Below are 21,302 nucleotides of genomic sequence, written 5' to 3' on the forward strand. Positions count from 1 at the left end.
GTAACTATATAATAGTTACAAATGAATTGCACACGTTTTTTAGGCTTGTTTATAATACTTATGTCGGCGGTAAGTTGTGGTTGGAATTTACCTGAGGATTATGAAACTACTTATGAAAACCTTCCGGAAAAAATAGATTTCAATTATCATGTAAAACCCATTCTTTCAGATAAATGTTTTGCTTGCCACGGACCAGACATGGCAAATCAAAAAGCTGGTTTACGATTAGACATAGCAGAGAATGCTTACAATGCATTAAAAGATTCAGGAAAGCATCCTATTGTGCCAGGGAAACCTGAGAAAAGTGAAGTAGTTTCCAGAATCCTTTCTAACGATTCAGATTTACAAATGCCACCCTTGGCGTTTAAAGTTGAACTTACAAAGATTGAAAAAGCAATTCTTATCAAATGGATAGAACAAGGTGCGGAATATAAACCACATTGGTCATTTATTAAGCCTGAAAAAGTACAAGTAGCTAAGGTTGAATCAAATGAATGGGTGAAGAATGAAATTGATCAATTTGTAGTGGCCAAGCTTAAACAGAACAAATTAGAGCCTTCTAAAACGGCATCTAAAGAAAATTTAATTCGCCGACTTAGTTTTAGTTTAAATGGCCTACCGCCAACATTAGAGCAAATAGAAGATTTTGTAGCAGACAAATCATCAAATGCTTATGAGAATCTGGTCGATAAATTATTAGGGTCAAATGCCTATGGTGAGCGCATGGCTGCTGATTGGTTAGATGTGGCCAGATATGCCGATAGTGATGGTTATTTAGATGACAAGCATAGAGATTTTAGTCCGTATCGTGATTGGGTTATCAATGCATTTAATAAGAATATGCCTTATGACCAATTTACTACCTGGCAGTTAGCAGGTGATTTGATTGAGAATCCCACACAAGAGAGTATTCTTGCAACAGCTTTTAATCGGTTGCATAAGAAAAATTCAGAAGCAGGAATTACCTATGAGGAATATAGAGTAGAGTATGTTGCCGATCGAACCTTAGCTGTAGGAAAAGCTTTTATGGGACTAAGTATGGAATGTGCTAGATGTCATGATCATAAATACGATCCCATTAGTCAAAAAGACCACTATAAATTATTTGCCTTTTTTAATAGTACCAACGAAATTGGTACTGCAGTTTATGGTCCTGGTCAAGTACCAGGTCCATCACTTTTGTTAACAACAGACGAACAAAATAAAGTTTTAGATTTTATAGACCATGAAATTAATGTACATGAAAAACAGCTTATATCAGTTGAAAAAGAAAGTGAACTAGTAAGGTCTTGGTTAGCTGATGTATCAAAAATTGAAAATTCGCTTAAAAGTAGTTTTCAAAAAGGATTAAAGGCTAGTTTAAATTTCGACACCTTTCTACCAAGCGAAATAGGATGGTTGCAAACACCAGATAAGGGCGGTAATAAAGTTGCAGCACAGGTCAAAGAACCGGACATAAAAGTTGGTGTTGATGGCAATGCAGTTTTTTTTAATGACTTTACTGTTGTTCGACTTGCAGAAAAAACAGGATGGTTTGATCAAACCGATCCCTTTACTATTTCTACTTCAATTTTTCCAGATATTAATTATGAAGAAGCGGCTGTTTTTACGCATTGCGAAGAAACACGGCAAGGTTTAAAAGGATATTCATTACATCTAGAAAATAATCATCTCAAATTTATAATTGCAAGGTCTTGGCCTTCCAACGCCATACAGATAAAAACCAAAAATTCAATACCTGAAAAAGAGTGGAGCAATGTTGCTATTACCTATGATGGGCTGGGAAAAGCTGACGGTGTAAAAATATTCTTAAATGGTAAAGAAGTACCTGTAGTTATAGAGATTGATAATCTTTATAAATCAATCTTGTTTAAGAAAAATGCCCACAACTATGCATTTAATGGTTTTACTATGGGTCTTCGTGGAATGTTTAAGACATTTAAGAACGGTGGAATCGACAATCTTAACATTTATGATAGGAAATTATCTGAACTAGAAATTTTGTACAATTTTGCTCCTAAAGAGGCAATGCAAATAGTAAATGATGAAAAGAACAAGCAAACGTTAGTTGATTTTTATTACACAAGTATTGATGAAAATTCAGAGCAGCTAAGACAGAAATTGAAAAAACTACGCAGTGAAAAAATTCAAAAGTTAGAACCAATTAAAGAAATTATGGTTTTAGGTGATTTGCCTGAACCGAGACCTACATACGTGCTAGATAGAGGTATGTATGATTCGCCAACTGATGAGGTGAAACCCGGTGTACCTGAAGCTATTTTGCCATTTAGTGACAGTCTACCTCAAAATAGATTGGGACTATCTAAATGGTTATTTGATAAAGACAACCCATTAACTGCGCGGGTTTTTGTAAATAGATTGTGGCAAATGCATTTTGGTCGCGGCTTGGTAGAAACTTCAGATGATTTTGGAAACCAAGGTAGTCTACCGTCACATCCAAAATTATTAGACTGGCTAGCGATACGCTTTATAGAATCAGGTTGGGATATTAAGGCTATAAACAAATTAATTGTCATGTCTGCCACTTATCAGCAAAGTTCAGAAATCAGACCTGAATTATTAGAATTAGATACTGAAAATGTATTATTAGCAAGAGGACCAAGTCTTCGCATGACTGCAGAAATGGTGCGCGATAATGCTTTGGCAATAAGTGGTTTGCTTTCCACAAAAATCGGAGGCGCGAGTACTTATCCATATCAACCTGATGGTCTATGGGATGAAATCAGCAATAAATCATGGCGCTACCGTTATTTGCAAGAACCCGGTGAAGGTTTGTACAGTAGAAGTTTATACACAATTTGGAAACGGAGTTCTGCACCACCTTCAATGCAGATTTTTGACGCCGGTGATCGAAGTATTTGTACGGTGAAGCGAAGGCAAACAAGCACCCCTTTACAAGCGCTTGTTTTGCTGAATGACCCACAATATATAGAAGCAGCATATGTATTAGCTGAAAATCTAATTAACAACACAAGTAATGAAGTGGAAATGCAACTTAAAAATGCTTTTAAATTAAGTACAGGTAGACTACCGAAAAACAAGGAGTTAAAGGTTTTAAATAGCTTTTATGAAGATGAACTAAAACGTTTTTCAGCAAATAAAAAAGATGCAATTGCCTATTTAGGTATGGGTGAAACTAAAATACAAAACAGTTCGGATCCAATAAAAGTTGCGGCATTAGCAACTGTGATAAATGGTATTATGAATACTTCAGAGGGCTATACTATTAGATAATATTTAATTTATGAATGACTATCAAGAACATAAAAAATTTGAGGACACCCGTAGAGGATTCTTGAAAAAAGCATCATTGGGTTTTGGTTCAATTGCCTTGGCTAGTCTTTTGAATCCCGCAGAATCTTTAGCGAATGAATTTTTAAGAAATGAAAAATATCCATTAATAAATGGAGTAGGCGGGTCATTAGGTGGTACACATTTTCCTGCAAAAGCAAAACGGGTAATATACCTCTTTCAAAGTGGCGGTCCTTCACAAATTGAAACGTTTGACTATAAACCGATATTGAAAAAATGGCATGGGCAAGAGATTCCTGATTCAATTAAAGGTACCCAACGTAATTCAGGAATGGTTACATCACAATCTACTTTCCCTTTGGTTCAATCAATTTTTGATTATAAACAACATGGTGAATCAGGGGCTTGGGTTAGTGAGATATTTCCGCATACGGCTAAGGTGGTAGATGATTTATGCATAATTAAATCGATGTATACTGACGCTATTAATCATGAGCCAGCTGTAATGTTTATGCAAACAGGTTCACAATTGAGCGGCCGACCATCTATAGGGTCATGGCTTAGTTATGGATTGGGTTCAGCAAACAAAGACCTTCCTAATTTTGTTGTGATGTTGTCAAAAGGTGGTGGTGCACAACCATTAAGTTCTGCTGCCTGGGGTAATGGCTTTTTACCTTCTCACCATCAGGGCGTGCAGTTTCGTTCAGGTAAAGATCCTGTTTTGTATTTGAATAATCCACACGGTGTGCATGATCATGATCGCCGTAGAGCATTAGATTATATTTCCGAATTAAATAACGCACAGTATGATGTTTGGCAAGATCCTGAAATACAATCAAAGATTAACCAATATGAAATGGCATATCGCATGCAAAATTCGGTTCCAGATGCTGTAGATACTTCAAATGAACCAGATCATATATATGAGTTATATGGTGAGGATGCTAAAATTCCTGGTACCTATGCTGCAAATTGTTTGCAAGCAAGACGTTTGGCAGAAAAAGATGTAAAATTTATTCAATTGTATCATATGGGATGGGATCAGCATGGTAGTTTACCCAGCGGAATAAAACAACAAGCCCTTGGTACTGATAAAGCAACGGCAGGACTTATTACAGATCTTAAACAACGAGGCTTGCTTGAAGACACCTTAGTTATTTGGGGCGGTGAATTTGGACGCACAAGTTTTTCTCAAGGTCGATTGACTGCAGATAATTATGGTAGAGACCATCATCCAGGTTGTTTTACAATGTGGATGGCCGGAGCAGGAGTTAAGCCAGGAACAGTTTATGGGGAGACAGATGATTTTAGTTATAATGTTACTCGTAATGGGGTGCATGTTCATGATTTTCAAGCGACATTAATGCACTTGTTAGGTGTTGACCATGAAAGATTAACATTTAAGCATCAAGGCCGACGATTTAGACTTACTGACGTTCATGGGCATGTTGTTAAAGATATTTTAGCATAATTAAAACGCATTATGAAAAGAAGAAGTTTTTTGCAAAAGTCAGCCCAAGCTAGTAGTCTAACTATGGCAGTTTCCGTTCTTCCTTTTAGTATAATCCATTCTAAAAGAAAACTTGAAAAAACAATTTTAGGTCATGGAGATTTTAAATATCGAGTTGAGAAAGCATGGGGAGATTTAGATCCTCAAAAACATCCTATTAATAATTGTCATGAGATGGTGATGGATAAGAAAGGCCGTCTTTTAATGTTGACAGATCATCAAAAGAACAATGTAATTATTTATGATACATCAGGAAAGTTATTAGCTAATTGGACTTTAAATTTACCTGGTGCTCATGGTCTTACAATTAATGATGAAGGTGGTGAAGAGTATTTATACATTACAGATCCAAGTCAAGGTAGGGTAATCAAAAGTACTCTAGATGGCAAGGTTATAATGGAGTTGAAGCATCCTTCTAAAATAGGTGCTTATGAGAAAAGTGATCATTTTAGGCCCACAGAAACAGCAATTGGACCAAATGGAGATATTTATATTGCCGATGGTTATGGTGCACAATTCATATTGCAATATGATGCTGATGGAAATTTTATAAGAAAGTTTGGTGGCGATAGTTTTTTATCGCCCGAAAAATTCAAACAGGCACACGGCGTAGCATTGGATACAAGAGATTCAGCAAACCCTACATTAATTTGTTCAGCGCGTATAAAAAATTCATTTAAGCGTTTTTCTTTGGAAGGTGAATACATTGAGGATATTTATATGCCGGGGTTATATGTGAGCAGACCTGTAATTAATGATGAAAATATTTATTCTGGTGTCTGTTTCGGAATGATTGAAGGCAATTACAATATGCAGTTAAATCAAGGTTTTGTTACCATATTAGATAAAAATAATAAGGTTGTTTCAAACCCCGGTGGTACTGCGCCAATCTATAAAGATGGTACATTACAGATAATGCATCAAGAGCAGCCAATTTTTAAACATTGTCACGACGTATGTGTAGATAATGATAAAAATTTATATGTCTGCCAATGGAATGCAAATAAGGTTTACCCTTATAAGTTACACCGGGTTTAAATTTGTTGATTTATTTTGATTTACCTATTGGTGAATCATCACATTTTAAATCTCCCACTACGTATTGCATACCGTCTAAGAAAAATTGGAGTAATTCAGAGCTATCAAGACTTTGGGCATTGTGAGATGGTGATGAGTAAAAAACTCTTCCTTTACCGTATCTTTTTATCCAAGCAGTATAAATGATTTTCTCAGCAACTTCTTTTTTCTGTCCTTCAATTTTATCGACCTCCATATATAGTAGCGGTCTAAAATTATAATCGAAATAAGCATTTTTGAAAAAATATGGCTCATCGATATGCGTAAAACCTTTGCCCTTAAAAGCCTTAACCATTGGGTGATTTGGATCTACTTCTTTTAGGTGAATCTCTTGTTGTTTAGGATGATAATCAAAACTACCACCAGTTAATTTACTAAATGGCATTGAATTATTTTGAATGGTAATAGCGCCATGCATAATCATAAGTCCACCACCTTTGGCGATATAGTCCATAAAATTCTTTTCATAGACAGCGGCTTGTGTTTTTACTTCAGCATAACTAATTGTCGTGTTTTGTTTAAGTAAATCAGCAAATAAATCCCTATCAGGACCACTAGGGTTGGAGTTGTTTAAAATAACAGCATCGTACTTTTCAAGATTTTTTTTATCAAATTGCTCAATGTCATAACCAATATGTACATCAAAAATATTTGATTTTTTTGCTATAATTTTAAGTAATTCTACATTATGCGGAATCGTCCAATGGTCAAAACCGGTAGCTTTTGAGAAAACTAAAATTTTCTTTTTGGTTACATTTTTGATTGTTGGCTCCGAAGGAGCAAGTTTTTCTATTTTGGCTAACCATTCATCGCTTATTTTAATGGGCTCAAGGCTTTGAGCAGTTAAGGTGCTGATAAAAAGGAGCATTAAGAATGAGGGTATAATTTTCTGCATAGTGTGTTTGTTTGTGATTTTACGTTAACGTTAACGATTTTGTTCAACTGATTTCTAATTTGTCAAAAGTAATTGTAAATTACGGAAAAATTGTAATGATTTAATCTATTCTACAAATGACCAAAACTACATTTTCACGATTTATAAAATCTAGCGCAGTATTATTTTGTTTTCTTTTTTTGTTATGGGGATGTTCGCAAGAGCAAACTATTGAGTTCTCAATTGAAAATTCTGAAAACGAAAGTATTGAGGTTCCCGTTTTTGTCGAAACCGCAATATTAGAAGGTAAGAATATTGAACAGTTTGTATTATTTCAAAATGAAACTGTTGTTGACTTTCAAGTGGAAGGTGATAAAATTTGGTTTTTGCATCATCCGAAGAAAGGAAATACATATTCTTTTAAAGCAAAAGATAAGGAGCAAGTGGTATCAAATAATTTTAGTGTTTCCAAAGAAAATGGAAGCCTTCAGTTAAAATCAAATGAAAAGGCTTTAATTTCTTATCGATATGAAATGACATATCCTCCAGCGGGAGTTGATTCAATATTTAAGAAATCAGGTTATATTCATCCGATTCTAACTCCAAAAGGCGACACATTAACGCGAATTCAACCGGACGATCATTATCATCATTATGGGCTATGGGGGCCTTGGACGCATACTAGAATTGATACTACTAGAGTAGATTTCTGGAATTTAGGAGACGGTATGGGTACCGTTCTATTTAAAGATTTTAAAAGTACCGAATCAGGCGCTATTTTTAGTTCATTCGTAGCTGCACAAGAGCATCTTGACTTTAAAACACAAGATGAACCACAAGTTGCATTAAACGAAGATTTGCAGGTACGCCTTTGGGATTTAGGGCGAGACGACAGATATATGTTTGATTATGTAACCACATTTAACTCACCGTTAGAAAATGGCATATTGTTTGAGCAGTACCGTTACGGTGGGGGATTAGGTTTGCGTTTTAATGAACGATGGAAGGCTGATAATTGTTCAGTATTAACTTCTGAAGGAAACGATAGATTAACGGCAGATGGTACAAATGCAAGATGGTGTATTGTTTCCGGCGAATCGTCAGATGGTAAAGGTACAAACGGAATACTTTTTATGAGTCATCCGAAAAATAGAATGCATCCTGAACCAATGCGTATTTGGCCTATTGATGGCAATGGTGGGCGCGGAGATATGTTCTTTGAATTTTGCCCAATTCGCCATGAAGAGTGGAAAATTGAACCCGATAAAACTTATGATTTAAATTATAGAATGGTTGTCTTTGATGGCAAACTAGATGCTAATGAGGCTGAAGCATACTGGCAAGCATTCGCAATTTCACCAACAACAAAACTTATTAAATAAAATAAATATCGAAATATGAATCGAAGAAAGTTTATTAATCGTACGACAATGGCAACTACAGCAATGGTAGGTTTTCCTACAATTGTACCTGCCCATGTTTTGGGTAAAGATGCACCCAGTAATAAAATAAATATTGGTCAGATTGGCTGCGGTAGAATTGCCCGTGGCCATGATATTCATGACACTATTAGATATGATCAAGCGCGGTATATTGCTGTTTGTGATTTAGATTCAAAACGTGCGGCAGACGCAAAAGTTTTGGTTGATTCCTTTTATAAAGAAAAAACAGGAAAAGAAAAATACACGAACACCAAAGTTTATGGTGATTATCGTGAAATGTTATTGAATAAAGATATTGATGCTGTGGTCATTAGCACACCAGATCACTGGCATTCACAGCCAGCTATGGAAGCTGCCTTGGCAGGAAAAGATATCTATTTGCAAAAGCCAACATCTTTAACTGTACGTGAAGGGCAGCAGTTAAGAGATGCTGTACAAAAGAAAAATGTTATTCTACAAGTAGGAACGCAACAAAGAGCGATGCCACAATTTCGTGTTGCTGCTGAATTGGTGAGAAATGGTAGAATAGGAAAAATACATACAGTGAAAATTGGATTACCTGGAGATCCTGCAGGTCCAGAAGCTCCTGCTATGCCAATACCAAGTAATTTAAATTTTGATATGTGGTTGGGTTCAACGCCAGAAGTAGATTATACAGAAATAGGAGTACACCCACAAAACGATTATAGTAGACCAGGTTGGTTGCGATCAAGAAATTATGGAGCAGGAATGATTACGGGTTGGGGTCAACACCATTATGATTCTGCTGCATGGGGCATGGATACAGAATTAACAGGTCCGATATCTGTAGAAGCTTTAGCTGAATTTCCAAAATCAGGTTTATGGAATGTTCATGGTGATTTCTTTGTAAAGCATGAATATGCAAATGGAATAACAGTTTATACTAGTGGCGGCTATACTAACGGTATTAAATATATTGGTGAAGATGGATGGATATTTGTTTCACGTGGTTCATATACTGCATCTGCAAGTGATCCTGTTGATAAAGAAAAAAGTTCAAAAGCCTTAAATGCTTCTGATCCAAAAATCTTAGAAAGTGTAATTGGAGAAAATGAGATTCATTTAGAGAAAATTGATGATCAACATGGCAACTGGTTAGATTGTATTAAAACTAGAAAACAACCCATTTCGCCAATTGAAAAAGGTCATAAAGCGTGTACAGTTTGTTTAATAAGTGATATTGCAATGCAATTTGACAGAAAACTAGATTGGAACCCTGATACTGAAATGTTTGTGAATGATGATGAGGCTAATGCTTTATTACGTCGTGAACAACGTAAGCCATATGGTACTGATAATGTAAAAGCGTAAACAAATATTTGTGTACTTTTAGGTGCTTTTAAAATCAATTTTGTTCAAACAACTTTTTTATTGAAGTTGTTTGAACAAGTACCTAAATTATAATTAAGAATGAAATATCAAATTGTTTTTCTATTTACTTTTTTACTGTGCATCTCATGTGGAGAAAAAAAGACTGCCGACACAACTATGGAAGATGAGAAAGTTGAAAAAGTAAAACTAATGACCTTGGATCCAGGTCATTTTCATGCAGCTTTAGTGCATAAAAAAATGTATCCTCAAGTAGATTCAACAATATATGTTTTTGCCCCAGAAGGACCAGAAGTAAGAGATTTTCTAAAGAAAATTAATTCGTATGATTCTAGAGAAGATGAGCCAACCCAATGGAACGTTCAAGAAAATATTGGCGATGATTATTTGAATCAAATGATTGCTAAGAAACCTGGCAACGTTATGATTGTGGCGGGTAAAAACTCAAAGAAAATAGATTACATTTTAGCAGCGGTAAAAGCAGGTCTTAATGTGTATGCTGACAAACCGTTGGTAATTAATTCTGAAGGTTTTGAGAAGTTGAAAGAAGCATTCCGATTGGCAAAGGAGAATAAAGTGCTCATTTATGATATAATGACAGAACGTTTTGAGTCAACTACTATGATGCAGAAATTGTTCTCAACTATGCCTGATGTTTTTGGTGAATTGGAAGACGGTACTGCTGAAGATCCTGCTATTGTTAAAGAAAGTGTACACCACTTTTTTAAGTATGTTTCAGGCCAACCTTTAGTTCGACCGGCTTGGTTTTTTGATATCAATGAAGAAGGTGAAGGTATTGTAGATGTGACTACTCATTTGGTGGATTTGGTGCAATGGGAAGCTTTTCCTAATCAAATAATAGATAGTACAGATATTGAAATGATAAATGCAAGACGTTGGCCAACTGTACTAACTGCAGAAGAATTTGAAGGGGTTACAGGTCTTAGTGATTTTCCAGATTATTTAGATAAAGATTTGGTTAGTGAAAAACTTAATGTTTTTAGTAATGGTGAAATAACTTATAAAATAAAGGGTAAAGTAGCGAAAGTTTCAGTTATTTGGAATTATCAGGCGCCTGAAGGTACGGGTGATACGCATTTTAGTATTATGCGCGGTACCAAAAGTGATTTGATTATTAAGCAAGGGCATGGTGAAGATTATAAGCCTGTATTATACGTTCGTCCGAAAGATAAATTAGAGTTTGAATCAATTATAAAAAGTGCTATTGAGGGTGAAGTTCAAGCAAACTTTAAAGGCACAACTTATAAGCCTATGACTGATGGTACATGGCGAATTGATATTCCAGAAGAATTTAAAATTGGTCATGAAGCGCATTTCGGACAAGTTACAGCAAACTATCTAAAGTATTTAGAAGCTGGAAAACTGCCAGAGTGGGAAGTGCCAAATATGATAACTAAATATTACACAACAATAGAAGCATATAAGAAGGCTAATGAAAATTAGCCTTTTAGTATTTTCTTGTGTAATTGAGTAAACTAATAGGGACAATATCTATTCTTTTCTTATCTAAGTAAGATTATTCAAGATTATCTATAATATCCTTATATTCTAAGAAAAATGCTTCTAGTTGCTTCATATTGGCATCTAGAAATTGCATAGTTTCTTGCCATGAGTTTTTATTATGAATAGAAACATTATCCTTTTCTAAATAAATTCTAGAGATTTCTTTGCCGTTTTCAAGCAGATACGAATCGTCAAAAATAGCTTCTGGCCAGTATTCATCCGTCAGAATAGATTTTAATGAAATAAGTTTTTCCCAAAGTAAAATTCTTCGTTCTAAATTATCGGTGTCGACGTCCATGGCAACTCGAGCCTTTTTTACATCGAAATCAAATTTGAACTGCAACCCTTTGATTCTTGTGTTGTATAAAATCCATTTTCTGGGATAGGACTTACCAAAGGCAATCCAAAATTCTTGGCGGAGTTTTTTTGATTCTTCTTTACTAAACATTATACAAAATAGGCAATAGCAATACCGAGTACGATTACGGCTAATTTTCTTAGGTTGAAGGTGTGTTCTTCAGAGCTTTCAAAAAGTATGACGGTAGAAATATGAAGAAAAACACCAATGACCAATGAAGTTATCGGAATATAATATTCAGCAACAGCTTTAAAATTAGCAGAGATATAGGTGCCTATTGGTGTCATAAATGCAAAAAGTACAATAAATAAAACCGCCTTTACCAGTGTTATTTTAGAGTTCAATAAAAAGATACTCAATATTATGGCTATCGGCACTTTGTGAATTAAAATTCCGTAGATTATTGAGCCATCATGATCAATAGGAAACCCCTCTAATAGTGAATGAATACACAAGCTAGCAAAGACTAATAATGGAAAATCACTTTTTTCACTATCAATATGTACATGCCCATGCTCAGCACCCTTAGAGAAGAATTCAAGGAAAATTTGCAATAAAATTCCTGACATAATTAAGAGTCCCACTGTTTTGGGATCTGAATGCTCATAAACTTCAGGTAATAATTCAAAAATTGTAAGCGCCAATAAAAAGGCTCCACTAAATGCAAGTAAGAGTTTAAAGTTACTTCTGTTCTTCGGTTTAGTTACAAAGACAAATATAAAACTCAGCAATACTGCCAGTATAGGTAATAAATAAATCATTTGGTAAGTTGGCTTTCTTGTAAATTGAATGTCAAGGCACAAAAATACTGTATTTTTACGCCACAATTTATCGTAGCTATGAACAATAATTTTAAAATGGTCGCAAAGACCCTATTTGGTTTTGAAGAAATATTAGCCAAAGAAATTCGAAATTTAGGAGGAGGGAATGTTGTGCCTGGAGTTCGGAGTGTTTCTTTTGAGGGTGATGTTGGCTTTATGTATAAGGCCAATCTTTGCGCAAGAACAGCCATTAAAATTATTAAGCCCATACATTCATTTACGGTGAGAAATGAAAATGAACTCTACCGTAATATTTATGCAATGGACTGGGCAGAGTATTTAGCTGTTGATATGACATTAGCGATTGATACCACTGTAAATTCTGATAATTTCACGCATTCACTTTACGTTTCACAAAAAGTAAAAGATGCAATTGTCGATAAATTTAGAGATACCGATGGTAAACGCCCAGATGTAGATGTGAAAAATCCTGATTTACGAATAAATATTCATATTCAAAAAGAGCATTGTAATGTTTCTATAGATAGTTCGGGAAGATCATTGCATCAACGTGGATATCGTACCGCAACCAATATTGCACCGATAAATGAGGTACTGGCAGCCGGATTACTATTAATGAGCGGATGGCACGGGCAATCTGACTTCATGGATCCAATGTGTGGTAGTGGTACGCTTTTAACTGAAGCAGCAATGATTGCATGCAATATACCAGCAAACATTAATAGAAAAGGGTTTGCTTTTGAGAAATGGCATGATTTTGACCAAGAGTTATTTGATAAAATTGTTGAGGTTTGCTTAAATAAAACACAAGAGTTTAGGCATAAAATAATAGGATATGATAAAGCGCCATCTGCAGTTAGAAAAGCTGGTGACAACATTGAAAATGCCAATTTAGATGACTATATAACTGTTGATCGAAAGAATTTCTTTCAAACAGAAAAGCAAACTGAAGGCCCATTGCATATGGTTTTTAACCCGCCCTATGGTGAGCGATTAAATCTTGATATGGAAGAATTTTATGCTTCAATTGGCGATACATTAAAGCAAGGATATCCTGGTACAAATGCATGGCTAATTACTTCTAATATGGAGGCTTTGAAATACGTTGGATTGCGAACTTCTAAGAAAATAAAAGTGTTTAATAGCCATCTAGAATCTAGATTTGTTAAGTATGAGATGTATGAAGGCAGTAGAAAAAGACAAGATAAGAATGAAATAGAATAACTAATCTATTCTTCAATTTCTGGTTCAATTTTAGGTTCTTCTTTAATCTTTTTAGGTTTCTTCGCTTTTTTATAAAGAGGAAGAAAATAGGTTAATGTATAATTATAACCGACACCAAATTTGCTACCATCGGTAACTTTATTGAATCCTGGGATGAATAAATCATGAAAATTAGTATCTCGATTGCCATTGGTTATTAAGTATCCTATTCGAGCACTAAATCCCAGATAAATATTTGCGAATAATTCACCTTTAATACCAACCACGCCTTCTAACCATGAAGCCGTACGGCCATCGAATTCTTGTGCAACTAAACTGCCTTGCGGAAAATCTGAATCATTCCAATAACGTTCAGCATCGTAGATTTGATAATTATTTAGGGTCTGACTATAGGTGCCAAAAGCATAACGACCACCAACATAGATTGAATTTTGTTCACCGTACCAATTGGCATAGGTATTATAATCTACGCCTAATTTAATGTAGCTACCTGATGTTGTAAAATTATATAGGCTTTCTTGTTTTGTTTTTTTCTCATTCCCAAATTCACCAGCTATATACAATTTGTAATTCAATCTATAATCACCAACAAATTCAATACCGCTGTAACCTTCTGCTAATAATTGGGTAACTGGCCGACTCAAATCTACACCAAAACGAATACCATATTTCTGCTTATGAATTTGCGGAATCGTATCTTTTGGAGTAGTTGCCAACGAATCTGATTCTGATTGGGCAGTACCAAATGCAAAAACAAATACGAAGCAAAGACTAATGAAATATCTTGACATTGGCTATGGTATCTGTTACAATTAAAGTATCCGTTATAATTTCTATTCCTTTCATCCAGTTATTTTCTGTAGAAATAGTGCCGGTAATATTTTCAAAACTCATGACGTACCCACAAGCTCGTGATTTGAATATTTCATTAAGTTCATAATTAAGAACTAAAGTGTCAATGTCAGCTGTAGTTTCATCTTCAGGGTCTAGGTTTCTGGTAATGATAAATGAAGTTGCAATGGTGTCAGATCGTAGTGGTAATTTTATTTCAGTGGTAGAAACATTAGTAATTACGGCATAAACAGAATCTCCAATAAAACCTTGAACTTTTAATTCACTTACTTCCTTAAGTGAAGTTGTATCAAAAAAATCATAAAAGCGAACAACCAATTGTGGAGTGGCAGCGTCAATACAGATATCGTCTTTTTCACATCCAGAGAAAAAAATAATTCCTGAGAAAATAATTATGAATAAAGCAATTCTTTTCATGGGCTATCGCTTTTCCAAAAGTACAACATTTTCAACATGATGTGTTTGCGGAAACATGTCAACCGGTTGCACTTTTTTTACCACATAATCCGCGTCCATTAATTCAAGATCCCTAGCCTGAGTAGCGCTATTGCAACTCACATAAACTATTTTTTTTGGTGAGATGTTTAGAATCTGTTGCACTACATCTTTATGCATTCCGTCTCGTGGCGGATCTGTAATAATAACATCAGGGTGACCATTTGTGGTAATAAATTCTTCATTGAAAACATTTTTCATGTCTCCAACAAAGAAATCAGTATTCTCAATATTATTGCGCTTTGCATTTTCTTTAGCATCAATAATGGCTTCAGGTACCGCCTCAATACCTACTACTTTTTTCACATCTCTTGCAATAAATTGTGCTATAGTGCCAGTACCAGTATATAAGTCATACACAAGGTCATCTTTCGATAATTCTGCGAAATCTCTTGTAACTTTATATAATTCATATGCTTGATCGGAATTTGTTTGGTAGAAAGACTTTGCATTTATTTTAAACTGTAGGCCTTCCATTTGTTCAAAAATGTGGTCTCTACCTTTAAAACAAATAATATCTTGATCGTAAATAGTATCGTTCTGTTTTTGGTTAACCACGTACTGTAGTGAAGTTATATTCTTAAAAGTTTCAGCTACATGATTTAAAAGCAACTCTCGTTTTGTTTTATCATCCTCAAAAAACTGAATTAAAATCATTATTTCACCCGTTGATGAAGTGCGAATCATCAGTGTACGCAATAGTCCGTGTTGATTTCTGGGATTAAAAAATGTGAGTCCGTTCTTTTCAGAAAATTCTTTTATTTCGTTACGAATAGCATTTGATGGGTCTGCTTGAAGGTGACATTTTTCAATATGTAGAATTTTATCCCACATTCCTGGAATATGAAATCCTAAGGCATTTTTATTTTCAAATATAGTGTCAGATTGAAGCTCTTCTAAGGTTAGCCATCTGCTATCTGAAAAAGAGAACTCCATTTTATTTCTATAGAAATACTGCTCTTTTGAACCGAGAATAGGGGTAACCTCAGGTAATTCTAAATGACCAATACGTCTCAGGTTGTTTTCTACTTCTTTTTGTTTGTAAAAAAGTTGATGTTCGTAACCCATATCTTGCCATTTGCAACCACCACAAACTCCAAAATGTTGGCATTCCGGTTCAACTCTTTTGTCAGAAAGTGTATGAAAATTGGTAGCAACCCCTTCAAAATAGGACTTTCTTTTTTTAGTAGTCTGCACATCAACCACATCACCTGGTACAGTATTGGTTAAGAAAATAACCCTTCCATCTGGGGCTTTTCCAATGGTTTTGCCTTTGGCACCGGCATCAACAACTTCTACATTTTCAAAAACCTGGCGTCTGTTCTTTTTTCGCATGGGTCAAAAATAAGAATAGCGATGCACTTTATAGGCTAATTTTTGAGGCTTTACTATTAAAAAAAGTTAAAACTAAATTCTTTGACACTAAAAATAAGTAGCGTTGAAAAATAGAAAAAGGCTCATCTTACGAAGAACCCTTTTCATTCAAACAACCGAACCAAACTAAAATTATGATATTCTTTCTGTAAATATATTTTAACAATAATTCAAATAATTGAATTTGAGCTATTTGCGTGTTAATTTGTAATTAATTATAAGAACACTATTGTGGGGTTGTTAAATGAATAACATTGAATTAATAATACATAATAGTGTCTATAATTTAAGACACAACATTTATAGATAAGTCACTTTTTAGAACTAAAATTTTATAAAAAATTAATTTGCTTAATAAAATGAGAGCTAAACGAATAATATAAATTGATAGAGATTTAGTAATTTAGGCCCTCTACAAGGATGATTTCTCTCCCACGCTGAATTTTCGACGCTTCGAAAGGAAAAAGGTATAGAAGGAATTACTGAAGTTTTAAAAGAGGCATATTTTAAAAATGTCTCATAAAGTAATTTACATCATGTCGGTTTTAGAAAAAATAACATCTAGAGATGCAATAGCATTAGAAGATAAGTATGGCGCTCACAATTACCACCCATTACCCGTTGTATTGAACAGGGGGGAGGGCGTATTTGTTTGGGATGTTGAAGGGAAAAAATATTACGACTTTCTTTCAGCATATTCCGCAATAAATCAAGGGCATTGTCATCCAAAAATAGTAGGGGCTTTAGTCAATCAAGCGCAAAAATTGACCTTAACATCAAGGGCGTTTCACAATGATGTGTTGGGCAAATATGAAAAATTTGCGTGTGAAGTTTTCGGTTTCGATAAGCTTTTACCCATGAATACTGGTGCAGAAGCTGTAGAGACAGCATTAAAAATTTGCAGAAAATGGGCATATGAGAAAAAAGGGGTTGATGAAAATGAGGCACAAATAATTGTTTGTGAAAATAATTTTCATGGCCGTACCACTACTATTATTTCATTTTCAAATGATCCTGTTGCACGAGAAAATTTCGGACCGTTTACAGATGGTTTTATAAAAATTGAATACAATAATTTACAAGCTCTTGAGAAGGTTTTAGATGCCGACTCAAATATTGCAGGTTTTTTAGTAGAGCCTATTCAAGGTGAAGCGGGGGTGTATGTGCCGTCAGAAGATTATTTAGCTAAGGCGAAGGCTTTGTGTGAAAAATATAATGTACTTTTTATTGCAGATGAAGTACAAACAGGTATAGCAAGAACTGGTAAAATGCTTGCAGTCGACCATGAAAATGTAAAACCAGATATTTTGATTTTAGGTAAAGCACTTTCTGGTGGAGTGTATCCTGTTTCAGCTGTTCTTGCAAATGATACAATAATGGAAGTAATTCAACCTGGCAACCATGGAAGTACTTTTGGAGGAAACCCAATAGCAGCTGCTGTGGCAATGGCTGCATTGAATGTGGTTCAAGATGAGAATTTGGCTCAAAATGCTCTTGAACTAGGAGAATTGTTTAGAGTTGAAATGAATGCTTTTATTGCAAATTCATCTATCGTAAATAAAGTACGTGGTAAAGGTTTGCTTAACGCAATTTTAATTAATGATACTGAAGACAGTTCTACTGCCTGGGATATTTGTTTGGCTTTGAAAGAAAACGGTCTTTTAGCAAAACCAACTCATGGCAATATCATCAGATTTGCACCACCATTGGTAATGAACAAAGAGCAGTTGCTTGATTGTGTCGCTATAATTACTAAAACGCTAGCAACATTTGAAAAGTAAAATATAACAACCTGACCTTATGAACTAAGGTCAGGTTATTTTTATTTAAATGCTTCCCAATCATTGGCTGAAACCAAAGCGAATATTACTCCGAAGTATATAATTGTTAATATTAGAAGTATAAAAGCGATTCCTAAGCCAATATAGGATAGTAATTTACCGGTTTTTGCATTTTCATAGCCGGTATATCTGTTAGGGTCTTGCTCGTGTAATTTCTTAGCACTATTGGCGCTTGACAAGCCAATTATACTGAAAATTGCACCAAAAGGACCACAACAAAACATTGTAAGTACAATAGATAAAATACCCATTGTTAGTGCGTTTGATGCACCTGGTAGTTTTTCTAAATTCATGATAATTAGTTCTGCATATCTTGTAATTGTTCCATGTATTGCTCCATCATATCATCATACATACCTGTAGATTTCATATAGAAATATGCAGCAACAATGATTATACTTAGAATTATACCAATCCATGCTACTGTTTTAGCTGTTTTTAATTGTCCATAGTTTGAATAATCACTAGGATTTTGCTGATATAATTTTTCGTCTTTATTAGCGAGATAAAGAGCAATTCCTCCAAAGATTAATCCTCCAAAACCTGAAGTACAACAGCAACCTACAAATGATAAGATGGCAAGTACTAAGGCAATAGTTACGTTTGGTAATTTTTGTTGTTCCATAATTTAAAAATTGGTTATATAAATTTTAAGGTATAGTTAATTAGTATTAATGAGACGGTAGATATGATAAGTCCTATAATGATTTGATTCTCATATTTTACAGTGAAAAATTTATTTACGGCAATGAAGCCGAACAATATAATCATAGCGTAAATAGGAGGATACATTTCAAATGCTGCTGCAAATTCCCCTTTTACAAGATGCATCGCAGAACGTTGTAGTCCACATCCTGGGCATTCAAAACCAAATATTTTTTTGTTTATGCATGGCAGCATATAGTCTTCTAATGACATTAAAAACTGCACAATGGGTATTTTCATCTAAACATAAATTACAAGCTGAAAATTAGCATTATTTTTGTAAACTAAACTAAAATCATGAGTGTTTTTCAATTAGGAGATAAGGTTGAGGTGCTAGATGATACCATATGCGGCGTTGTTATTAGTATAGATGAGAATGAAATCACAATTGAATCAGATGAGGGTTTTGAACTCAGTTTTTCTGCAAAAGAGTTAGTAAAAGTTGCTACAGGTGATACCATGAGGATAAGCAGTAGTGATATATCTAAGGCGAAGGCAGAAAAAGAACAAGCAAAGAAAAGAAAATTTCAAACTATAAATAAAAAGGAAAGAAACGCCCCAAAAATGGAGGTTGATTTACATATCAATCAATTGGTGAAATCTTCAAAAAGTATGACCAACTATGAAATGCTAAACATACAATTAGATACCGCCAAACGTCAATTAGAATTTGCAATTCGCAATCGTATTCAAAAGGTGGTTTTTATTCATGGGGTAGGTGAGGGCGTGCTCAAAGAAGAATTAAATACGCTGTTTCGACGTTATGAGAATTTGAAATATTATGATGCGGAATATAAAAAGTATGGTACAGGGGCTACTGAAGTGTACCTTTTTCAAAATGTTTAAAAGACTACTCTGATTTTACAGTAGTTATAGTGCCAAAATCATTAATTGTAAGGTTTGTGATTCTCGAATTATTATCAGATTCAAAAGTAATATCAGACAATGTGAAAGTATGCATAAATGATAAGGTGTCATTCTCTACAGCTTCAGTTTTTATGTTAAGCACCCCATTAGAGGCTTGTATTTCACTCAATACTGTTGGTAATGTTGGTGGAATATCTGAACAGAAATAAGTGCTTGATACATCTTCTGAAAAAACACGGTAGGTAAGATTAGATCCAGAACCTATTGTACTCACGATGTCTGTTGTAGAGGCCTCATTAAGCAAAAGTCCACTTTGTAGCTCTAGAATTAGCGCTTCATCATCATTTATTTTAAAAAATACAGTAGTGTCTATATCAGCAGTATCACAATTCTGCATATCAACGCTATCAAAGTCAATTGTATCAATCGTTAAATCTCCGTCGTCACAAGAATAGAAAAGTATAATCAGAACAAGAAAAAGGCTTTTTTTCATGCTTCAAATTTAATGAACTTCTCGCTTTGTTTTAACTCGTATTGGCTAGAAATTAACGTTAATTGGATTATTTTTGCAAGATTGAATTTGTAGAGAAATCAAATGGATACAGTTTATTTAGACAACGCCGCAACTACCTGTGTTAGGCCAGCCGTAATTGACAAGATGCAGAAAGCATTAGCTGAATGTTATGGCAACCCGTCATCAACACATAGTTTTGGTAGAACCGCAAAAACTGCGATTGAGACGGCTAGAAAAACAATCGCAAAGTATCTGAATGCGCATCCATCTGAAATAATCTTCACGTCAGGCGGTACTGAAGCTGATAATATGATACTGCGTTGTGCTGTCCGTGATTTAGATGTTAAAACAATTATTACCACAAAAATTGAACACCATGCTGTACTTCATACAGTAGAAGATTTAGAGAAAGAAGGTAAAATAACTGTTAATTATGTTGATTTAGATGCTAACGGAAATCCTGATTTAAAACATTTAACAACATTGTTGCAGCAAGATGATTCTAAGAAATTAGTCAGCTTAATGCATGTTAATAATGAAATAGGTAACAAAATAGATATTGATGCTGTTTGTGCTTTGTGTAAAGAAAACAATGCGTTAATTCATTCTGATACAGTACAGTCTATAGGTCATTATGCATGGGATGTTCAAAAAACACCAATTGATTTCATGGCTGCAGCAGCACATAAATTTCATGGTCCAAAAGGGGTAGGCTTTGCATATTTACGTAGAAATAGTGGATTGAAACCGATGATTTCTGGTGGCTCTCAAGAGAGAGGTTTTAGAGCAGGAACAGAGTCGTATCATAATATTATTGGTTTAGAAGAGGCATTTGTACAATCATATGACAAATTGGATTCAGAAAGCGCGCAAGTTTTAGCTTTAAAAAAGTATTTTATTAAAAGGATAAAAGAAGAAATACCTGGCGTAAAATTTAATGGACTTTCTGAGGATAGTGAAAAAAGCACCTATACTTTGGTCAATGTTAATTTACCAGTGACACCTGAAAAAGCATTAATGTTATTGTTTAATCTTGATGTAAAAGGAATTGCTTGTTCAAAAGGTAGTGCTTGCCAATCAGGTAGTAATTTGGGTTCTCACGTTTTAAATGAAATACTAGCTGAAGAAGATTTGCAAAAACCATCTTTACGATTTTCATTTTCTATTTATAATACAAAAACTGAAATCGATTATACAATTGGCGTATTGAAAGAATTTGTAATGAAATAAACTTTTAAAG

Annotated in this window: 20 protein-coding genes; 10 read left to right on the forward strand and 10 right to left on the reverse strand. The window is 34.5% G+C overall.

Translation table 11 applies throughout. The annotated features are described in order from the left end of the window. Positions 1-21: 21 nt before the first annotated feature. From JQC67_RS10880 to JQC67_RS10890, 3 genes are read left to right on the forward strand one after another with little or no spacing between them, the layout of a single operon-like run. On the forward strand, positions 22-3,255 hold the full coding sequence (locus JQC67_RS10880; protein WP_203252834.1) for a DUF1553 domain-containing protein: 3,234 nt from the start codon (positions 22-24) through the stop codon (positions 3,253-3,255). A gap of 10 nt (positions 3,256-3,265) precedes the next feature. After that, on the forward strand, positions 3,266-4,744 hold the full coding sequence (locus JQC67_RS10885; protein WP_203252835.1) for a DUF1501 domain-containing protein: 1,479 nt from the start codon (positions 3,266-3,268) through the stop codon (positions 4,742-4,744). A gap of 12 nt (positions 4,745-4,756) precedes the next feature. After that, positions 4,757-5,821 carry an NHL repeat-containing protein gene (locus JQC67_RS10890; RefSeq protein WP_203252836.1) on the forward strand — a complete coding sequence of 355 codons (1,065 nt, stop codon included), beginning with the start codon at positions 4,757-4,759 and terminating at the stop codon, positions 5,819-5,821. 10 nt (positions 5,822-5,831) lie between these two features. Here the strand turns inward: JQC67_RS10890 and JQC67_RS10895 are convergent, their stop codons facing one another. Further along, positions 5,832-6,755 (reverse strand): ThuA domain-containing protein, encoded by a 924-nt coding sequence (locus tag JQC67_RS10895; protein WP_203252837.1) that lies wholly within the window; start codon positions 6,753-6,755, stop codon positions 5,832-5,834. 116 nt (positions 6,756-6,871) lie between these two features. Here JQC67_RS10895 and JQC67_RS10900 point away from each other — a divergent pair, with 116 nt between their 5' ends. From JQC67_RS10900 to JQC67_RS10910, 3 genes are all read left to right on the forward strand, one after another. Then, entirely contained in the window at positions 6,872-8,116 is a 1,245-nt protein-coding gene (locus JQC67_RS10900; RefSeq protein WP_203252838.1) for a DUF6807 domain-containing protein, read from the forward strand. 15 nt (positions 8,117-8,131) lie between these two features. After that, positions 8,132-9,508: a Gfo/Idh/MocA family protein gene (locus JQC67_RS10905; RefSeq protein WP_203252839.1), complete on the forward strand. Its 1,377-nt coding sequence runs from the start codon at positions 8,132-8,134 to the stop codon at positions 9,506-9,508. A gap of 99 nt (positions 9,509-9,607) precedes the next feature. Then, positions 9,608-10,990 (forward strand): putative oxidoreductase C-terminal domain-containing protein, encoded by a 1,383-nt coding sequence (locus JQC67_RS10910; protein WP_203252840.1) that lies wholly within the window; start codon positions 9,608-9,610, stop codon positions 10,988-10,990. Between the two features lie 73 nt (positions 10,991-11,063). Here JQC67_RS10910 and JQC67_RS10915 read toward each other — a convergent pair whose 3' ends face one another. Beyond that, on the reverse strand, positions 11,064-11,498 hold the full coding sequence (locus tag JQC67_RS10915; RefSeq protein ID WP_203252841.1) for a DUF4268 domain-containing protein: 435 nt from the start codon (positions 11,496-11,498) through the stop codon (positions 11,064-11,066). Further along, a complete protein-coding gene (locus JQC67_RS10920) occupies positions 11,498-12,169 on the reverse strand; it encodes a ZIP family metal transporter (RefSeq protein WP_203252842.1) in 672 nt (223 codons plus the stop codon). Before JQC67_RS10920 ends, JQC67_RS10915 begins: the two co-directional genes overlap by 1 nt. 78 nt (positions 12,170-12,247) lie before the next feature. Between JQC67_RS10920 and JQC67_RS10925 the strand changes: the two genes are divergently transcribed. Then, entirely contained in the window at positions 12,248-13,414 is a 1,167-nt protein-coding gene (locus JQC67_RS10925; protein ID WP_203252843.1) for a THUMP domain-containing class I SAM-dependent RNA methyltransferase, read from the forward strand. A gap of 5 nt (positions 13,415-13,419) precedes the next feature. Here JQC67_RS10925 and JQC67_RS10930 read toward each other — a convergent pair whose 3' ends face one another. The 3 genes from JQC67_RS10930 to rlmD are packed head-to-tail and all read right to left on the reverse strand — an operon-like array spanning position 13,420 to position 16,096. Next, positions 13,420-14,205, reverse strand: coding sequence for a DUF6048 family protein (locus tag JQC67_RS10930; RefSeq protein WP_203252844.1), 786 nt, complete (start codon positions 14,203-14,205; stop codon positions 13,420-13,422). Next, positions 14,186-14,683, reverse strand: coding sequence for a DUF6452 family protein (locus JQC67_RS10935; protein WP_203252845.1), 498 nt, complete (start codon positions 14,681-14,683; stop codon positions 14,186-14,188). Before JQC67_RS10935 ends, JQC67_RS10930 begins: the two co-directional genes overlap by 20 nt. A 3-nt stretch (positions 14,684-14,686) precedes the next feature. Next, positions 14,687-16,096: a 23S rRNA (uracil(1939)-C(5))-methyltransferase RlmD gene (rlmD, locus tag JQC67_RS10940; protein ID WP_203252846.1), complete on the reverse strand. Its 1,410-nt coding sequence runs from the start codon at positions 16,094-16,096 to the stop codon at positions 14,687-14,689. Positions 16,097-16,671: 575 nt separating this feature from the next. Between rlmD and rocD the strand changes: the two genes are divergently transcribed. Continuing rightward, positions 16,672-17,916, forward strand: a complete 1,245-nt coding sequence (gene rocD / locus JQC67_RS10945; protein WP_203253250.1) for an ornithine--oxo-acid transaminase — start codon at positions 16,672-16,674, stop codon at positions 17,914-17,916. 41 nt (positions 17,917-17,957) lie between these two features. Here rocD and JQC67_RS10950 read toward each other — a convergent pair whose 3' ends face one another. From JQC67_RS10950 to JQC67_RS10960, 3 genes are read right to left on the reverse strand one after another with little or no spacing between them, the layout of a single operon-like run. Continuing rightward, a complete protein-coding gene (locus JQC67_RS10950; RefSeq protein ID WP_203252847.1) occupies positions 17,958-18,269 on the reverse strand; it encodes a CCC motif membrane protein in 312 nt (103 codons plus the stop codon). A gap of 5 nt (positions 18,270-18,274) precedes the next feature. Further along, entirely contained in the window at positions 18,275-18,601 is a 327-nt protein-coding gene (locus JQC67_RS10955; RefSeq protein ID WP_203252848.1) for a CCC motif membrane protein, read from the reverse strand. A gap of 14 nt (positions 18,602-18,615) precedes the next feature. Continuing rightward, positions 18,616-18,921 carry a DUF2752 domain-containing protein gene (locus tag JQC67_RS10960; protein WP_203252849.1) on the reverse strand — a complete coding sequence of 102 codons (306 nt, stop codon included), beginning with the start codon at positions 18,919-18,921 and terminating at the stop codon, positions 18,616-18,618. A 57-nt stretch (positions 18,922-18,978) separates the two neighbouring features. On the opposite strand from JQC67_RS10960, the gene JQC67_RS10965 reads away from it, so the two are divergent. After that, the gene (locus JQC67_RS10965; RefSeq protein WP_203252850.1) at positions 18,979-19,527 is read left to right on the forward strand and encodes a Smr/MutS family protein; all 549 of its coding nucleotides are present in this window, start codon (positions 18,979-18,981) and stop codon (positions 19,525-19,527) included. Positions 19,528-19,531: 4 nt separating this feature from the next. Here the strand turns inward: JQC67_RS10965 and JQC67_RS10970 are convergent, their stop codons facing one another. After that, on the reverse strand, positions 19,532-20,041 hold the full coding sequence (locus JQC67_RS10970) for a hypothetical protein (RefSeq protein ID WP_203252851.1): 510 nt from the start codon (positions 20,039-20,041) through the stop codon (positions 19,532-19,534). Between the two features lie 102 nt (positions 20,042-20,143). Between JQC67_RS10970 and JQC67_RS10975 the strand changes: the two genes are divergently transcribed. Beyond that, the gene (locus JQC67_RS10975; protein WP_203252852.1) at positions 20,144-21,292 is read left to right on the forward strand and encodes a cysteine desulfurase family protein; all 1,149 of its coding nucleotides are present in this window, start codon (positions 20,144-20,146) and stop codon (positions 21,290-21,292) included. Positions 21,293-21,302: the final 10 nt, after the last annotated feature.

It is taken from the genome of Aurantibacter crassamenti (genome assembly GCF_016811105.1).
GTDB classification, from domain to species: Bacteria; Bacteroidota; Bacteroidia; order Flavobacteriales; family Flavobacteriaceae; genus Aurantibacter_A; species Aurantibacter_A crassamenti.

What these genes read in the sequence shown, in the direction of transcription:
- JQC67_RS10880 (WP_203252834.1), top strand. Translation starts at nt 22, where the DNA reads ATGAATTGCACACGTTTTTTAGGCTTGTTTATAATACTTATGTCGGCG.
- JQC67_RS10885 (WP_203252835.1), top strand. Translation starts at nt 3,266, where the DNA reads ATGAATGACTATCAAGAACATAAAAAATTTGAGGACACCCGTAGAGGA.
- JQC67_RS10890 (WP_203252836.1), top strand. Translation starts at nt 4,757, where the DNA reads ATGAAAAGAAGAAGTTTTTTGCAAAAGTCAGCCCAAGCTAGTAGTCTA.
- JQC67_RS10895 (WP_203252837.1), bottom strand. Translation starts at nt 6,755, where the DNA reads ATGCAGAAAATTATACCCTCATTCTTAATGCTCCTTTTTATCAGCACC.
- JQC67_RS10900 (WP_203252838.1), top strand. Translation starts at nt 6,872, where the DNA reads ATGACCAAAACTACATTTTCACGATTTATAAAATCTAGCGCAGTATTA.
- JQC67_RS10905 (WP_203252839.1), top strand. Translation starts at nt 8,132, where the DNA reads ATGAATCGAAGAAAGTTTATTAATCGTACGACAATGGCAACTACAGCA.
- JQC67_RS10910 (WP_203252840.1), top strand. Translation starts at nt 9,608, where the DNA reads ATGAAATATCAAATTGTTTTTCTATTTACTTTTTTACTGTGCATCTCA.
- JQC67_RS10915 (WP_203252841.1), bottom strand. Translation starts at nt 11,498, where the DNA reads ATGTTTAGTAAAGAAGAATCAAAAAAACTCCGCCAAGAATTTTGGATT.
- JQC67_RS10920 (WP_203252842.1), bottom strand. Translation starts at nt 12,169, where the DNA reads ATGATTTATTTATTACCTATACTGGCAGTATTGCTGAGTTTTATATTT.
- JQC67_RS10925 (WP_203252843.1), top strand. Translation starts at nt 12,248, where the DNA reads ATGAACAATAATTTTAAAATGGTCGCAAAGACCCTATTTGGTTTTGAA.
- JQC67_RS10930 (WP_203252844.1), bottom strand. Translation starts at nt 14,205, where the DNA reads ATGTCAAGATATTTCATTAGTCTTTGCTTCGTATTTGTTTTTGCATTT.
- JQC67_RS10935 (WP_203252845.1), bottom strand. Translation starts at nt 14,683, where the DNA reads ATGAAAAGAATTGCTTTATTCATAATTATTTTCTCAGGAATTATTTTT.
- rlmD (WP_203252846.1), bottom strand. Translation starts at nt 16,096, where the DNA reads ATGCGAAAAAAGAACAGACGCCAGGTTTTTGAAAATGTAGAAGTTGTT.
- rocD (WP_203253250.1), top strand. Translation starts at nt 16,672, where the DNA reads ATGTCGGTTTTAGAAAAAATAACATCTAGAGATGCAATAGCATTAGAA.
- JQC67_RS10950 (WP_203252847.1), bottom strand. Translation starts at nt 18,269, where the DNA reads ATGAATTTAGAAAAACTACCAGGTGCATCAAACGCACTAACAATGGGT.
- JQC67_RS10955 (WP_203252848.1), bottom strand. Translation starts at nt 18,601, where the DNA reads ATGGAACAACAAAAATTACCAAACGTAACTATTGCCTTAGTACTTGCC.
- JQC67_RS10960 (WP_203252849.1), bottom strand. Translation starts at nt 18,921, where the DNA reads ATGAAAATACCCATTGTGCAGTTTTTAATGTCATTAGAAGACTATATG.
- JQC67_RS10965 (WP_203252850.1), top strand. Translation starts at nt 18,979, where the DNA reads ATGAGTGTTTTTCAATTAGGAGATAAGGTTGAGGTGCTAGATGATACC.
- JQC67_RS10970 (WP_203252851.1), bottom strand. Translation starts at nt 20,041, where the DNA reads ATGAAAAAAAGCCTTTTTCTTGTTCTGATTATACTTTTCTATTCTTGT.
- JQC67_RS10975 (WP_203252852.1), top strand. Translation starts at nt 20,144, where the DNA reads ATGGATACAGTTTATTTAGACAACGCCGCAACTACCTGTGTTAGGCCA.